This window comes from Streptomyces sp. NPDC041122 (genome assembly GCF_055592445.1).
The window spans coordinates 479,478-494,031 of sequence record NZ_JBVIYQ010000003.1 but is presented as its reverse complement, the minus strand read 5'-3'; the positions used below and the strand labels follow the sequence as shown (position 1 = coordinate 494,031).

General features: G+C 69.6%; 13 protein-coding genes. 4 read left to right on the top strand and 9 right to left on the bottom strand.

The genetic code is table 11. From position 1 onward, the window contains the following. Positions 1 to 154: 154 nt before the first annotated feature. Together ACZ6B8_RS14540 and clpB are read right to left on the bottom strand one after the other, a co-directional pair. Positions 155 to 697, bottom strand: coding sequence for a YbjN domain-containing protein (locus ACZ6B8_RS14540; protein WP_471607422.1), 543 nt, complete (start codon positions 695 to 697; stop codon positions 155 to 157). A gap of 240 nt (positions 698 to 937) precedes the next feature. Then, positions 938 to 3,553, bottom strand: a complete 2,616-nt coding sequence (gene clpB / locus ACZ6B8_RS14535; RefSeq protein ID WP_471607421.1) for an ATP-dependent chaperone ClpB — start codon at positions 3,551 to 3,553, stop codon at positions 938 to 940. Between the two features lie 188 nt (positions 3,554 to 3,741). On the opposite strand from clpB, the gene ACZ6B8_RS14530 reads away from it, so the two are divergent. After that, positions 3,742 to 4,167, top strand: coding sequence for a pyridoxamine 5'-phosphate oxidase family protein (locus tag ACZ6B8_RS14530; protein ID WP_471086966.1), 426 nt, complete (start codon positions 3,742 to 3,744; stop codon positions 4,165 to 4,167). A gap of 142 nt (positions 4,168 to 4,309) precedes the next feature. Here ACZ6B8_RS14530 and ACZ6B8_RS14525 read toward each other — a convergent pair whose 3' ends face one another. Together ACZ6B8_RS14525 and ACZ6B8_RS14520 are read right to left on the bottom strand one after the other, a co-directional pair. Further along, positions 4,310 to 4,669, bottom strand: coding sequence for a hypothetical protein (locus ACZ6B8_RS14525; protein WP_362374287.1), 360 nt, complete (start codon positions 4,667 to 4,669; stop codon positions 4,310 to 4,312). Further along, entirely contained in the window at positions 4,666 to 4,911 is a 246-nt protein-coding gene (locus ACZ6B8_RS14520; RefSeq protein ID WP_471086962.1) for a hypothetical protein, read from the bottom strand. The genes ACZ6B8_RS14525 and ACZ6B8_RS14520 overlap by 4 nt, the downstream gene beginning before the upstream one ends. Positions 4,912 to 5,042: 131 nt before the next feature. Here ACZ6B8_RS14520 and ACZ6B8_RS14515 point away from each other — a divergent pair, with 131 nt between their 5' ends. Continuing rightward, on the top strand, positions 5,043 to 6,026 hold the full coding sequence (locus ACZ6B8_RS14515) for a helix-turn-helix transcriptional regulator (protein WP_471086959.1): 984 nt from the start codon (positions 5,043 to 5,045) through the stop codon (positions 6,024 to 6,026). Positions 6,027 to 6,138: 112 nt separating this feature from the next. Next, positions 6,139 to 7,044, top strand: coding sequence for a helix-turn-helix transcriptional regulator (locus ACZ6B8_RS14510; protein ID WP_471086956.1), 906 nt, complete (start codon positions 6,139 to 6,141; stop codon positions 7,042 to 7,044). Positions 7,045 to 7,091: 47 nt separating this feature from the next. Here ACZ6B8_RS14510 and ACZ6B8_RS14505 read toward each other — a convergent pair whose 3' ends face one another. The 5 genes from ACZ6B8_RS14505 to dnaK form a co-directional block, all read right to left on the bottom strand. After that, the gene (locus ACZ6B8_RS14505; protein ID WP_471607420.1) at positions 7,092 to 7,598 is read right to left on the bottom strand and encodes a hypothetical protein; all 507 of its coding nucleotides are present in this window, start codon (positions 7,596 to 7,598) and stop codon (positions 7,092 to 7,094) included. Positions 7,599 to 7,683: 85 nt separating this feature from the next. Next, positions 7,684 to 8,136 carry a heat shock protein transcriptional repressor HspR gene (locus ACZ6B8_RS14500; RefSeq protein WP_355811350.1) on the bottom strand — a complete coding sequence of 151 codons (453 nt, stop codon included), beginning with the start codon at positions 8,134 to 8,136 and terminating at the stop codon, positions 7,684 to 7,686. 4 nt (positions 8,137 to 8,140) lie between these two features. Then, positions 8,141 to 9,334: a molecular chaperone DnaJ gene (gene dnaJ, locus ACZ6B8_RS14495; RefSeq protein ID WP_471607419.1), complete on the bottom strand. Its 1,194-nt coding sequence runs from the start codon at positions 9,332 to 9,334 to the stop codon at positions 8,141 to 8,143. A 42-nt stretch (positions 9,335 to 9,376) separates the two neighbouring features. Continuing rightward, positions 9,377 to 10,075 (bottom strand): nucleotide exchange factor GrpE, encoded by a 699-nt coding sequence (gene grpE, locus ACZ6B8_RS14490; protein ID WP_471086947.1) that lies wholly within the window; start codon positions 10,073 to 10,075, stop codon positions 9,377 to 9,379. After that, a complete protein-coding gene (dnaK, locus tag ACZ6B8_RS14485) occupies positions 10,075 to 11,937 on the bottom strand; it encodes a molecular chaperone DnaK (RefSeq protein ID WP_471607418.1) in 1,863 nt (620 codons plus the stop codon). Before dnaK ends, grpE begins: the two co-directional genes overlap by 1 nt. Positions 11,938 to 12,242: 305 nt before the next feature. On the opposite strand from dnaK, the gene ACZ6B8_RS14480 reads away from it, so the two are divergent. Beyond that, complete coding sequence (locus ACZ6B8_RS14480; RefSeq protein WP_471607417.1) at positions 12,243 to 14,531, top strand: (Fe-S)-binding protein; 2,289 nt, start codon at positions 12,243 to 12,245, stop codon at positions 14,529 to 14,531. Positions 14,532 to 14,554: the final 23 nt, after the last annotated feature.

Genomic DNA, 14,554 nt, shown 5'->3' with positions numbered 1-14,554 from the left:
ACAACCCCGCGCGGCGCCGCGCGCTCGCCCCGGGCAGGACGAGAGCCCGGCCGGGGAGCGCCCACCTGGTGGTGTGCGCCCCGGCCGGGCTCTCGCACGCGTACGGGACCGTGTCCGGTGACGACGGCCCGTATGTATCCCGCCGCGGGGCCGCTCAGGCCTCGTCGTCGCCCGGCTTCTCCTCGCCGTCGGCGGCGTCGACGTCGGCCTCCAGGCCGAGCTGCTCGACGAGCCAGCGGTCGAACTCGATCGCGGCGCGCACCCAGCTGACCGTCGACGACACGAAGTGCTCCAGGGAGACACCGGTGCCGATCAGCATCTGGGCCTCGCCGATGAGGCGGACCGTGCCTTCGTCGTGCGTGTGGCTGTAGACCTTCGGCCACAGCGTGCGGCGGTTCCAGTCGTCGATCGACTCGAGAAGCTGTTGCTTCTCCTCGATCTGGTGCGGCCGGTCGTAGAACGTCCGTACGGAGAAGACCTGCTGGTCCCCTTCGCCGCGGAACATGAAGTACGTACGGAACTCCTCCCACGGCGCCGCGAGGTCACCCTCGTCGTCGACGACGTGCTTGAGCTCCATCTGGTCCAGGAGCTGCTTGACCAGGTCCTGGTCGGGGACGACGGGGCCCGCCGGTCCTGCGCCCTGCTGCGGGTCGGGCTGGCCCCCGAAATTCGGAATGGAGGACGGGTCGATGCTCACGTACTTTGTCCCTTCGTATGGATGGGCCCATCCTCTCTCAGGATGGGGCCCCCGGGGCAAGCCCGGCCCCTCGACTGCCGGGTTCCGCCGTTCGCCGACTGCGGACAGGCCTGGGCCGGTCGCGCAGTTCCCGCGCCCCTGAGGGGCGCGCAGCGCCCTCCCAGGGGCGCGGGGAACTGCGCGAGGACGGACCACCGCCCGCTGACGGGCACCGAGCGCCCCCGGCAGACGGGATGCCGCTTACAGCGACTTACCCGCAGGGGAACCCTGCGCCGGGCCCACGATCAGTCCGTCCCCGGCGTGGTCCACGCGGACCACGTCGCCGTCCTTCACCTCGCCCGCCAGGATCTCCTTGGCGAGCCGGTCGCCGATCGACGTCTGGATGAGGCGCCGCAGCGGCCGCGCCCCGTACGCCGGGTCGTTGCCCTCGTCCGCCAGCCAGGCCAGCGCCTCGGGCGTGACCTCCAGGATGAGCCGGCGGTCGGCGAGCCGCTTGGCGAGCCGGTTGATCTGCAGCTCGGCGATGTGCGCCAACTCGTCCCTGCTGAGCGCGGAGAAGACCACGAGGTCGTCGAGCCGGTTGAGGAACTCCGGCTTGAAGGAGGCCCGCACGACCTCCAGGACCTGCTGCTTCTTCTCCTCCTCGCTGGTCAGCGGCTCCACCAGGTACTGGCTGCCGAGGTTGGACGTGAGCACCAGGATGGTGTTGCGGAAGTCCACCGTCCGCCCCTGCCCGTCGGTCAGCCGCCCGTCGTCGAGCACCTGGAGCAGCACGTCGAAGACTTCGGGGTGCGCCTTCTCGACCTCGTCGAGGAGCACGACGCTGTACGGGCGCCGCCGCACGGCCTCCGTGAGCTGGCCGCCCTCCTCGTACCCGACGTAGCCGGGCGGGGCGCCGACGAGCCGGGCCACGCTGTGCTTCTCGCCGTACTCGCTCATGTCGATGCGGACCATGGCCCGCTCGTCGTCGAAGAGGAAGTCCGCGAGCGCCTTGGCGAGTTCGGTCTTGCCGACACCGGTCGGGCCGAGGAACAGGAACGAGCCGGTCGGCCGGTCGGGGTCGGCGATGCCGGCGCGGGTGCGCCGCACCGCGTCGGAGACGGCCCGCACGGCCTCGGTCTGCCCGATGAGCCGCTTGCCGAGCTCGTCCTCCATGCGCAGCAGCTTCTGCGTCTCGCCCTCCAGGAGGCGGCCTGCGGGGATGCCGGTCCACGCGCCGACGACATCGGCGATGTCGTCCGGACCGACCTCCTCCTTCACCATGAGGTCCTTGGCCGATACGGCCTCCTCCTCGGCCTCCGACGCGACCTCCAGGTCGTGCTCCAGGGTCGGGATCTCGCCGTAGAGCAGCTTGGACGCGGTGTCGAAGTCGCCGTCGCGCTGGGCGCGTTCGGCCTGGCCGCGCAGCTCGTCGAGCTTCTCCTTCAGCTCACCGACGCGGTTGAGGGACTGCTTCTCCTTCTCCCAGCGTGCGGTGAGGCCGCGCAGCTCCTCCTCCTTGTCGGCGAGGTCGCGCCGCAGCTTCTCCAGGCGCTGCTTGCTGGCCGGGTCCGTCTCCTTGCCGATCGCCAGCTCCTCCATCTTCAGCCGGTCGACGGCGCGCTGGAGCTCGTCGATCTCGACGGGCGAGGAGTCGATCTCCATGCGCAGCCGGGACGCGGCCTCGTCGACGAGGTCGATGGCCTTGTCCGGCAGGAAGCGGGAGGTGATGTAGCGGTCGGAGAGGGCGGCGGCGGCGACCAGCGCGCTGTCGGCGATCTGGACCTTGTGGTGCGCCTCGTACCGCCCCTTGAGCCCGCGCAGGATCGCGATGGAGTCCTCGACGGACGGCTCGGCGACGAGGACCTGCTGGAAGCGCCGCTCCAGGGCGGGGTCCTTCTCGATCCGCTCGCGGTACTCGTCGAGGGTGGTCGCGCCGACCATCCGCAGCTCACCGCGGGCGAGCATCGGCTTGAGCATGTTCCCGGCGTCCATGGCGGAGTCCCCGCCCGCGCCGGCCCCGACGACGGTGTGCAGCTCGTCGATGAAGGTGATGATCTGCCCGTCGCTCTCCTTGATCTCGGAGAGGACGGTCTTCAGGCGCTCCTCGAACTCACCGCGGTACTTCGCGCCCGCGACCATCGCGCCGAGGTCCAGGGAGACGAGCCGCTTGTTCTTCAGCGACTCGGGGACGTCCCCCTTCACGATGCGCTGGGCGAGCCCCTCGACGACGGCGGTCTTGCCGACCCCGGGCTCACCGATGAGGACGGGGTTGTTCTTGGTCCGCCGCGAGAGCACCTGCACCACGCGCCGGATCTCCTGGTCCCGCCCGATGACGGGGTCGAGGCGCCCTTCGCGGGCGGCGGCGGTGAAATCGGTGCCGAACTTCTCCAGGGCCTTGTACTGGCCCTCGGGGTCGGGTGTGGTCACCCGGCGCCCTCCCCTGCTCTTCTCGAATGCGGCCAGCAGCTTCTTGCTGCCGGCTCCGTGCTGTGCGAGGACGTCCCCCGCCTTGCCGCCCTCGGCCGCGACGCCGATGAGCAGGTGCTCGGTGGAGAGGTAGTCGTCGCCGAGCTCCTTCGCGCGCTTGGCGGCGTCGGCGACGACGGCCAGCATCTCGCGGTCGGGCTGCGGCGGCGAGACGGTCGATCCGGTGACGCTGGGCAGCGCCGCGAGGGCCCGCTCGGTGTCCGCGCGCACGGCCGCCTGGTCGGCGTCGACCGCGGCGAGCAGGTCGGTGATGTTCTCGTTGTCCTGCCCCTCCAGCAGCGCGAGCAGCAGGTGCGCGGGGGTCAGATCCGGGTGCCCGTCCTGCACGGCACGGCTGGTGGCCGCGTTGATCGCGTCCCGGCTCCTGTTGGTCAGCTCGGCGTCCACGTGCGCTTCTCCTCCTTACGGGGTCCGACCATGTCGTGTGTCGTACGGTCGCGGGTTCACTCTCACTGTCGTACGGCTACGGGTTCCACGGACCCGCGTCCGTAACACTGACTTGGTCAACGTACACAAAGTTGAGTCTATTCCACTCAAGGCGAATGCGGGAAGCCCGGGCGGCTATGTTCCGGGCCATGACTGCGCCTGCGTACATCGACCCCCGGAACCCGCCCGAGCCCTACCTCAGCTTCTGGCGGGAACGGCGCGTGTGCACCCTGACGACCCTGCGCCCCGACGGCACGCCGCACGTGGTGCCGGTGGGCGTGACGTACGACCCCGGGGCGGGCGTCGCCCGGGTCATCGCGCGCAGGACGAGCCGGAAGATCGCGCACGTCCTCGCGGCGACGGACACGGACGGCGCCGGGGCGCGGGTGGCGGTGTGCCAGTTCGAGGGCCGGCGCTGGGCGACGCTGGAGGGCCGGGCGAGGATCGTGACGGAGCCGGCGGCGATCGCGGAGGCGGAGGAGCGCTACGAGGAGCGCTACGGCCGCAGGCCGTCGCCGAACCCGGAGCGGGTGCTGATGGAGATCACGGTGACGCGGGCGATGGGGAAGGCGTGAGGCGCGGGGCGCCGTGAGAGGCGGGGCCCCTTCCCGGCGGGGGGAGCCGCACACACCACAGCGGCGCCACCGTGTTCAGGTCCACGGTGGCGCCGCTGCTGGGGGAAGCGCCTGCGCGATTTACAACGACGGGGGAATCGCGTCAGGCACTGCGGGGGGTGGCTGTGATGTTGTCCTGGGCACTCGCGGCGTCCCGGCCCTGCCGGTCCTGACCACCGCCGACCACCTGGTGGTCACGCCGGTCGAGATTGACGAAGACCATCCCGTACCGGATGGCGCACCGCACGGGCTGCGGCGCCCCGCGGGGCCGGCGCAGGCACCGGTAGGCCCTTATCTCTTCCTCGTCGTCACGCGTGACGACGATCGGCTCGCCGAGCAGGGTCACCATCAACGAGTCGCCGCGGTGGGGGATCGCGGTCACCAGATCGATGAAGTGCCATCCGGAACGGTAGGCGGTGGCCATTTCTCGGCGGAAGGTGCGGTCGTCGGGAGGGGTGCTCATGCGTTGCCGCCCCCCTTCGGGGTGGAGCCCCAGATGACGTCTTCCTTGGACACGGAGTTCCAGATCACGTCATTGTGCGGACCGCTCCCCCAGATCACGTCGGGCGGGGCCACGGCCACCCCCGACACGGTGCGTTCAGTGGCATCGGCATCCGGGAGCGCGCCCACCACACTGAAGGCGCTGACAGCCAACCCAACGGAGAAGGCACAGACAAGTACCGAGCGAAGCTTTCCCTGGCGCATAGCGGGCTTCGTCCTCACTTCCATCGCGACTCTCCCCCGGCCTTCCATGACGATGGCTCATTCAGCCATGCGAACACCACAGGACCGATGCATCATGTTCCTGCACGTTCAGGACCCTGGGGGGTGGAGCTATGCCAACAAACAGCCCAATTAGGGCGCATTCACACGCCATGGCCGAACTATGCGATGAAGGCAAGCGGCTCTACGCCGGCGCTCTACGTACCGGACGTATCCGGCGCACCGAAGCGGAAGCCGCTCCTTGCCTCATGGATTTCGCGCTTCTGGTCCCCGATCCGGACGATGCGGAGTGGCTGCGCCCTGTTCCGCCCACTTCGGCCCTCGCCCAACGGCTCCGCCCCATCGAGCGTGAGATTCAGCAGCGGAGGACGCTCGCCAACGACCTCGCCGACGCTTTCGAGCCATTCATGGCCATTACCGCCCAGGACCGGCCGACCGCCCACTCGATCACCGTTCTGGAAGGCGCAAGCCGCATCAACGCGGCCATACAAGTCGCCATAGCCGAATGCCAGTCGGAGGCCATCACCGTCCAACCCGGCGGCGGCCGCAGCGAGGCGATCGTCACGGAAGCGGTGAAGCAGAGCCAGAGCATCCTCGACCGAGGCATCAGGATGCGTACGCTCTACCAGCACACGGCACGCCACAGTCAGACCACCATCGCCTACGCCGAGCACATGCGGCAAGGCAAGGTGGAGGTACGCACCCTCGAGGAACTCATCGAACGCCTGATGATCTTCGACAGGACCGTCGCCTTCATCCCGGCCCGCGAGGATCGCCAGACGGCCCTGGAGCTCCGCCATCCCGGGCTCGTCCAGTACCTGGCCAACGTCTTCGAGCAGCTCTGGCAGCGGGCCGCGCCGCTGCTCGACGAGGCGCCCTACGCACCCTCCACCGACGGCATCACGGGAGTCCAGCGCTCCATCGCCAAACTCCTCATCGAGGGCCACGTCGACGAGGCCATCGCCCGCCGCCTCGGCATGAACGTCCGCACGTGCCGCGCCCACATCGCGAAGATCGCCGCGGCCCTGGGCAGCGGCAGCCGGGCGCAACTGGGCTACCTGATAGCGCAGTCGGGAATGCTCGACCAGGGAAGCTGAAGGTCAACGGCAATACTCGTCCAGAAGCAGACACTTCAACTATCGCGTCCCGCCCGCCCCGCCCGCGCCTGCATAGAATCGCGACGCTTCAACCAGGCAGGAGGGGGCCGGCATGGGTACGAAGCACGCGAGGCACGGCACGAAGCACGTGGCGCACGCCGTCGGTGAGATCTGTGCGGAAGGGCTGAACGTCTACCGGCACGCCCTGCGCGTGGGGCGGATTCCGTGCGGCGAGGCCGCTGCGGTGCCCTGCCTGATGGAGTCGGGGCTGCTCGAGGCCGTGGACGGGCACGAGGCCGGCCGGACCTGGTTGCGGCCCGCCACCGCGGTCGGCCCCGCCGTACGCGACATTCCGCCCGGCCCCGGCGCCATCACCGTCCTCGACGGCCTCGACCGCATCAACTCGGCCATCGACCGCGCCATGAACGAGGTCACCGAGGAGTTCCTCGCCGTCCAGCCCGGTGGCACGCGGCCGGCCGAGACGCTGGCCGAAGTCTTTCCCCGGGACCAGGCGATCCTGACCCGCGGGTGCCGGATGCGCACCCTCTACCAGCACACAACGCGCCATTCTCTGCCCGTGCTCGCCTACTTCGAGCAGCTCGACGGCGACACCGAGGCCCGCACCCTCGACGAGGTCACCGACCGGCTCTTCGTCTTCGACCGGACCGTCGCGTTCATCCCGGCGAGCAAGGACCGCAGCATCGCCCTGGAGCTGCGCCACCCCGCCCTCGTCGAGTACTTCGCGACCACCTTCTGGCGGCTCTGGCGGCTGGCCACCCCCATGTGGCCGCAGGCCGCGCCCGAACCCTCCGAGAACGGCGTCACGACCCGTCAGCACGCCATCGCCGGCCTCCTCGTCGAAGGGCTGACCGACGCCGAGATCGCCGACCGGCTCGGCATGAACGTCCGCACCGCCCGCGTCCACATCGCCAAACTCGCCGCCACCCTCGGCAGCAACAGCCGCGCCCAACTCGGGTACCTGATCGGTCGGTCCGGGATCCTCGACCGGGTCGGGTGACGGCGGCCGACCACTCCTCCCCCGTAGCCGACCGGGGCGCTCCCCGCCTAAGCCCGCGTCCACTCCCGCAGCAACCCCTCCCGCTCCGCCGCCCGCGGCGTCCCGCCCTCGTGGCGGCGGCCCCAGTCCGCCATCGCCGTCAGCGTGGTCAGGAGCGTGCCCGCGCCCTCCGTGAGGCGGGCCAGGAGGTCGCGGGAGAGGTCGTACTCCGTGCGGGAGTAGCCGACTGCCGGGGCCGTGTACGCCGTCAGGTCCGTCGTCGTGTCCGCCGCGTCCGTGAGCCGTACGGTCATCATCGGCGCCTCGTCGCCGCCGCCGAGGCCGAGCGTGAGCGCCATGTCGAACGCCGCGCCCACGTGCCGGCCCAGGGACTTCACCGGTACGTCTTCGACGGCCAGCGCGTGCACGTCCTCCCACGGCCACATCCCCGACTGGCGGTCGCCCAGGGCCAGGACGCCCTCCGGGGTGAGGCGCACGCCGGGGGCGAGCCCGGCCGGCTTCGCGCCCACGTACACGTCGCCCTCGGCGATCCAGAACAGCCCCACCATGGCCATGGTCAGCCCCACTCCCCGTAACCCGGATACAACGATGCGGGGCCGGGAGGTTGCCACCTCCCGGCCCCGCACAAGACTACGAAACCTACTGCTCGGTCGCCCGCTTGGGACGCCACACCACCAGCGCGCTCGCCTGCTGCACGTCCTGGTAGGGGACGAGGTCGCGGCGGTACGAGGCGTGCACCGCCGCCTCACGCTGCTGCATGGCGGCGGCGGCTCCCTCCACGGCCGCGGAGAGCTCCGCGATCCGCGACTGGAGCGCCGTGACCTGGTTCTCCAGCTCGATGATCCGCTTGATGCCGGCGAGGTTGATGCCCTCTTCCTGCGACAACTGCTGCACCGTGCGCAGCAGTTCGATGTCGCGGGCGGAGTAGCGTCGGCCGCGCCCCGCGGTCCGGTCCGGCGAGACCAGACCGAGGCGGTCGTACTGCCGCAGGGTCTGCGGGTGCAGACCGCTCAGCTGGGCGGCCACCGAGATGACGTACACCGGTGTCTCGTCGGTGAGTTGGTACGGATTGCGACGGCCGACCCTGTCCATGGGGTCACGCTCCCTTCGCGGCCTGGAACAGTTCTGCCCGCGGGTCGTCACCCGCAGTCGCCTTGCGGTAGGACTCCAGTGCTTCCTTCGCCTCGTCGCTCAACGACGTCGGAACGAAGACCTCCACCGTCACGAGCAGATCTCCCCTGCTGCCGTCCTTGCGGACCGCGCCCTTGCCGCGGGCCCGCATCGTACGGCCGTTGGGGGTGCCCGCGGGGAGCTTCAGGGTGACCGGCGGGCCGCCCAGGGTGGGCACCTTCACCTCGCCGCCCAGCGCCGCCTCGGGATACGTCACCGGCACCGTGACCGTGAGGTTGTCGCCCTTGCGGCCGAAGACCGGGTGGCTGTCGACGTGCACCACCACGTACAGGTCGCCGGCCGGGCCGCCGCGCTCGCCGGGCGCTCCCTTGCCGCGCAGCCGGATGCGCTGCCCGTCCGAGACTCCGGCCGGGATGCGCACCTGCATCGTCCGCGAGGACTTGGCGCGGCCGCTGCCGCCACAGGTGTCGCAGGGGTCCTGGGCGATCAGCCCACGGCCCTTGCAGTCCATGCACGGGTCGGTGAGGGAGAACCCTCCGCCGCCGCCCCGCGAGACCTGGCCGGTGCCGACGCAGGTCGGGCACACGCGCGGCGTGCCGTTCTTGTCGCCGGTGCCGGAGCACGCCTTGCAGGCCGCCTGGGAGGACATCCGCAACGGCACCGTCGCGCCGTCCACCGCCTCCGTGAAGCTCAGCGTGACTTCGGACTCGATGTCCTGGCCGCGCCTCGGCTGCGTCCGCGCGCCGGCACCGGCGGCGCCGCCGCCACGGTTGAACAGGCCCCCGAAGACGTCACCGAGGCCGCCCCCGAAGCCGCCGCCGGCCGCTCCACCGCCACCCGGGGCGCCGCCTCCGAAGAGGTCGCCCAGGTCGAAGTTGAACGAGCCGCCGCCGCCTCCGGGGCCCTGCCGGAATCCGCCGTTGCCGAAGAGAGCACGCGCTTCGTCGTACTCCTTGCGCTTCTTGGGGTCGCCGAGGATGTCGTTCGCCTCGGAGATCTCCTTGAAGCGCTCCTCCGCCTTGGTGTTGCCCTTGTTGGCGTCCGGGTGGTTCTCGCGGGCGAGCTTCCGGTACGCCTTCTTGATCTCGGCCTCGGTGGCGTCCTTGGGGACGCCGAGGACCTTGTAGTAGTCCTTCTCGATGAAGTCCTTGGTGCTCATCCTCGACGCACCCCCTTCCGGTTGTCCCTCGTCAGTACAACGTCAGCCCTCGTCCGGGCCACCGCTGTCCTTCTCCGTCGGCTCGGCCGACTCGGCGTCGGCCTCGGCCGTCTCGCCCTTGACCGTCTGCGCGCCGGGCTGCGGCTCGGCGACGGCCACCCGCGCGGGGCGGATGGTGCGCTCGCCGATGCGATACCCCGGCTGCAGGATCGCGACGCACGTCGTCTCGGTGACGTCCGGTGCGTAGCTGTGCATCAGGGCCTCGTGGATCGTCGGGTCGAAGGGCTCGCCCTCCTTGCCGAACTGCTGCAGCCCCATCTTGGCGACGACGGTCTCCAGGGACTCCGCCACCGACTTGAAGCCGCCCACCAGCTCGCCGTGCTCACGGGCGCGGCCGATGTCGTCGAGGGTGGGGAGGAGCTCGGAGAGGAGGTTCGCCGCGGCGATCTCCTTCACCGTCACCTTGTCCCGCTCCACCCGACGGCGGTAGTTCTGGTACTCGGCCTGCAGCCGCTGGAGGTCCGCGGTGCGCTCGCCGAGCGCGGTGCGCACCTGGTCCAGCTGGGCGGTCAGGCCCACGTCCTGTGCGGACGTCTTGCTCTCTGCGTCCCCGGCCGGGGCCGCCGCGCCCTCCTCGGTGGAGGGCTCGGCGGCCTTCGGCGTCGCGTCATCAGGGGTGGCGCCGGAGGGGACGTCGGGCTTCTCGGCGTTCTCGCCGAAACCCGGGGTCTCCTCGGTCATCAGGCAGCGCCGCCCTTCGCGTCACCGGGCTTCTCGTCGTCGACGATCTCGGCGTCGACGACGTCGTCGTCGGCCTTGGCGTCGGCGTCCGGACCCGGGGCGGCGCCCTCGGCGCCCGCGCCGGCGGCCTGGGCGTCGGCGTACATGGCCTGGCCCAGCTTCTGCGAGACGGCGGCGACCTTCTCGGTGGCGGTGCGGATCTCGGCCGTGTCGTCGCCCTTGAGCTTCTCCTTCAGCTCGCCGACGGCGGTCTCGACCTCGGTCTTCACGTCACCGGGGACCTTGTCCTCGTTGTCCTTGAGGAACTTCTCGGTCTGGTAGACGAGCTGCTCGCCCTGGTTGCGGGACTCGGCGGCCTCGCGGCGGGCGTGGTCCTCGTCCGCGTACTTCTCGGCCTCCTGGCGCATCCGGTCGACCTCGTCCTTCGGCAGCGAGGAGCCGCCGGTGACGGTCATCTTCTGCTCCTTGCCCGTGCCCAGGTCCTTCGCGGTCACGTGCATGATGCCGTTGGCGTCGATGTCGAAGGAGACCTCGATCTGCGGGACGCCGCGGGGCGCCGGGGGCAGACCGGTCAGCTCGAACATCCCGAGCTTCTTGTTGTACGCCGCGATCTCGCGCTCGCCCTGGTAGACCTGGATCTGCACGGACGGCTGGTTGTCCTCGGCCGTCGTGAAGATCTCGGAGCGCTTCGTCGGAATCGTGGTGTTCCGCTCGATGAGCTTGGTCATGATGCCGCCCTTGGTCTCGATGCCGAGGGACAGCGGGGTGACGTCGAGGAGCAGGACGTCCTTGACCTCGCCCTTGAGGACACCGGCCTGGAGCGAGGCGCCGATGGCGACGACCTCGTCCGGGTTCACACCCTTGTTGGCGTCCTTGCCGCCGGTGAGCTCCTTGACGAGCTCGGCGACGGCGGGCATGCGGGTGGAGCCACCGACGAGAACGACGTGGTCGATCTCGGAGAGCTGGATGCCCGCGTCCTTGATGACGTTGTGGAACGGCGTCTTGCAGCGCTCCAGGAGGTCGGACGTGAGCTGCTGGAACTGGGCGCGCGTGAGCTTCTCGTCCAGGTGCAGCGGGCCCTCGGCGGAGGCCGTGATGTAGGGCAGGTTGATCGTGGTCTCCGTGGAGGAGGACAGCTCGATCTTGGCCTTCTCGGCCGCCTCGCGCAGGCGCTGGAGCGCCATCTTGTCCTTGGAGAGGTCCACGCCGTGGCCGTTGTTGAACTGCTTGACCAGGTAGTCGACGACGCGCTGGTCCCAGTCGTCACCACCGAGGTGGTTGTCGCCGTTCGTGGCCTTCACCTCGACGACGCCGTCGCCGATCTCGAGCAGCGAGACGTCGAAGGTGCCGCCACCGAGGTCGAAGACCAGGATGGTCTGGTCGTCCTTGTCGAGGCCGTAGGCCAGCGCGGCGGCGGTGGGCTCGTTGACGATGCGCAGGACGTTCAGACCCGCGATCTCACCGGCCTCCTTGGTGGCCTGGCGCTCGGAGTCGTTGAAGTACGCCGGGACGGTGATGACCGCGTCGGCCACCTTCTCGCCCAGGTACGACTCGGCGTCGCGCTTCAGCTTCTGCAGGATGAACGCGGAGATCTGCTGGGGGTTGAACCCCTTGTCGTCGATGTCCACCTTCCAGTCGGTGCCCATGTGGCGCTTGACCGACCGGATGGTCCTGTCGACGTTGGTGACCGCCTGGCGCTTGGCGACCTCGCCGACCAGCACTTCACCGTTCTTCGCGAAGGCGACGACGGACGGCGTGGTCCTGGCACCCTCGGCGTTGGTGATGACGGTGGGCTCGCCGCCTTCGAGAACGCTGACGACGGAGTTAGTCGTGCCCAGGTCGATGCCGACCGCACGTGCCATTTCGATGCCTCCAGTGACTTCTTGAGTGGAACTGACTCAAGGATGCATGAGCGCTGCGCTTGCGTCAACAGAAGTGAGTCGAGGGGGCTCAACTCTTATCCCGCCCTTACGCGCAGGTAGGGGCTTCCGGCCTTGTGGGGCGGGGTCTCGGCTGCGGGCCGGTCGGGGCCGGTCGCGCCGTTCCCCGCGCCCCTTACGGGGCGCTCCCGGCGCGGATCCGCTGTCGCTGGCTACAGTGCGGCGGAGTGAGCGGGCGGTTTCCGCTCCGTCGTCGTCGTTCGTCCCACAGGCCCGTGGAGCCCCCCATGCAACTCGCCGCGATCATCGTGTCGCTGGTCCTCATCGCGGTCGGTGTCGCGCTGTTCTGCCGTGCCATCGTGCAGATCTACCGGTTCGTACGGCTCGGTCAGCCGGTGCCCGCCGGGCTGCGGACCGACGCACCCGGCCGCCGCACCCTCACCGTGGCCAAGGAGTTCCTCGGCCACACACGCATGAACAAGTGGGGCGTGATCGGCCTCGCGCACTGGTTCGTGGCCGTGGGCTTCTTCACCCTGCTCCTGACCATCGTCAACGCCGTCGGCCAGCTCTTCCGGGCCGACTGGATCCTGCCGGTCATCGGCGACTGGACGCCGTACAACGTCTTCGTCGAGTTCATCGGCACGATGACGGTCCTCGGCATCCTCACGCTGATCGCCGTCCGGCAGCTGAACCGGCCCGACAAGGCGGGCCGCAGGTCCCGCTTCGCGGGGTCCAAGACCGGCCAGGCGTACTTCGTCGAGGCCGTCATCCTCGTCGTCGGCGTCTGCATCGTCACGCTGCACGCCCTGGAGGGCGCCCAGCACCACGTCGACGGCTACGAGGCCTCGTTCTTCCTCTCGTACCCGTTCGTCTCCTGGTTCTCCGGGATGGACCTCTCCACCCTGCAGAACCTCACGTACTTCTTCGCCGGCCTGAAGATCGCGACCTCCTTCATCTGGATGATCGTGGTCGGCCTCAACACCAACATGGGTGTGGCCTGGCACCGCTTCCTGGCCTTCCCGAACATCTGGTTCAAGCGCGAGGCGGACGGCGGCACGACGCTCGGCGAGCTGCAGCCGATGACGTCCGGCGGCAAGCCGATCGACTGGGAGGACCCGGCCGAGGACGCGGTCTTCGGCGTCTCGCAGGTGGAGCAGTTCTCCTGGAAGGGTCTGCTGGACTTCTCCACGTGTACGGAGTGCGGGCGGTGCCAGTCGCAGTGCCCGGCCTGGAACACCGGCAAGCCGCTCTCGCCGAAGCTGCTGATCATGTCGCTGCGCGACCACGCGTATGCGAAGGCTCCGTATCTCCTCGCCGGTGGCGGCAAGACGATGGAGGGCGAGGAGAAGGCGAGCGCCGAGCAGCTCGCCGACGTGCCCGCCGCCGCGCTGGCGGAGGCGGAGCGCCCGCTGATCGGGACGGTCGAGGCCGTATCCACTGATGGCTCCGCCATGGGCGGGGTCATCGACCCCGACGTCCTGTGGTCCTGCACGACGTGTGGCGCGTGTGTGGAGCAGTGCCCGGTCGACATCGAGCACGTCGACCACATCGTCGACATGCGCCGCTACCAGGTCATGATCGAGAGCGCGTTCCCCTCCGAGGCCGGGACGATGCTCAAGAACCTGGAGAAGAAGGGCAATCCCTGGGGCCTGGCCAAGAAGCAGCGTCTGGAGTGGACGAAGGAAGTCGACTTCGAGGTGCCGGTCGTCGGCAAGGACATCGAGGACCTCACCGAGGTCGAGTACCTGTACTGGGTCGGCTGCGCCGGCGCCCTGGAGGACCGCGCGAAGAAGACCACCAAGGCCTTCGCCGAACTCCTGCACATCGCCGGCGTGAAGTTCGCCATCATGGGCGGCGACGAGAAGTGCACCGGTGACTCCGCCCGCCGCCTGGGCAACGAGCCGCTCTTCCAGCAGCTCGGCCAGGAGAACGTCCTGACGCTGAACGCCGCGTTCGGTGAGGACGAGGAGTACGAGTCGACCAAGAAGCCGAAGTCGGCCAAGAAGATCGTGTCGACCTGCCCGCACTGCTTCAACACCATCGCCAACGAGTACCCGCAGCTCGGCGGCGACTACGAGGTCATCCACCACACGCAGTTGCTCCAGCACCTCATCGACGCCGGGAAGCTGGTGCCGGTGACCCCGGTCGACGGCCTGATCACCTACCACGACCCCTGCTACCTGGGCCGCCACAACAAGATCTACACACCGCCGCGCGAGATCATGGACAAGGTGCCGGGCCTGCGCCAGCAGGAAATGCACCGCCACAAGGAGCGCGGCTTCTGCTGCGGCGCCGGCGGTGCCCGCATGTGGATGGAAGAGCGCATCGGCAAGCGCATCAACAACGAACGCGTCGACGAGGCACTCAGCCTCAACCCGGACATCGTGTCCACGGCCTGCCCCTTCTGCCTCGTCATGCTCACCGACTCCGTCAACGGCAAGAAGAACGACGGCCAGGCCAAGGAGAGCATCAACGTCGTCGACGTCGCCCAGCTCCTCCTGGACTCCGTGAAGACACCGGCCGAGACGCCCGCCGAAGCACCGGCCGAAGCACCGGCCGAGACACCCGCCGAGTAGGCACGAACGCACATCAGGCCGGT

Excerpts from the sequence above, each read along its gene's own strand:
- ACZ6B8_RS14530 (WP_471086966.1), top strand. The coding sequence starts at position 3,742 with ATGACTGCGCCTGCGTACATCGACCCCCGGAACCCGCCCGAGCCCTAC.
- ACZ6B8_RS14525 (WP_362374287.1), bottom strand. The coding sequence starts at position 4,669 with ATGAGCACCCCTCCCGACGACCGCACCTTCCGCCGAGAAATGGCCACC.
- ACZ6B8_RS14520 (WP_471086962.1), bottom strand. The coding sequence starts at position 4,911 with ATGCGCCAGGGAAAGCTTCGCTCGGTACTTGTCTGTGCCTTCTCCGTT.
- ACZ6B8_RS14515 (WP_471086959.1), top strand. The coding sequence starts at position 5,043 with ATGCCAACAAACAGCCCAATTAGGGCGCATTCACACGCCATGGCCGAA.
- ACZ6B8_RS14510 (WP_471086956.1), top strand. The coding sequence starts at position 6,139 with ATGGGTACGAAGCACGCGAGGCACGGCACGAAGCACGTGGCGCACGCC.
- ACZ6B8_RS14505 (WP_471607420.1), bottom strand. The coding sequence starts at position 7,598 with ATGGCCATGGTGGGGCTGTTCTGGATCGCCGAGGGCGACGTGTACGTG.
- ACZ6B8_RS14500 (WP_355811350.1), bottom strand. The coding sequence starts at position 8,136 with ATGGACAGGGTCGGCCGTCGCAATCCGTACCAACTCACCGACGAGACA.
- dnaJ (WP_471607419.1), bottom strand. The coding sequence starts at position 9,334 with ATGAGCACCAAGGACTTCATCGAGAAGGACTACTACAAGGTCCTCGGC.
- grpE (WP_471086947.1), bottom strand. The coding sequence starts at position 10,075 with ATGACCGAGGAGACCCCGGGTTTCGGCGAGAACGCCGAGAAGCCCGAC.
- dnaK (WP_471607418.1), bottom strand. The coding sequence starts at position 11,937 with ATGGCACGTGCGGTCGGCATCGACCTGGGCACGACTAACTCCGTCGTC.
- ACZ6B8_RS14480 (WP_471607417.1), top strand. The coding sequence starts at position 12,243 with ATGCAACTCGCCGCGATCATCGTGTCGCTGGTCCTCATCGCGGTCGGT.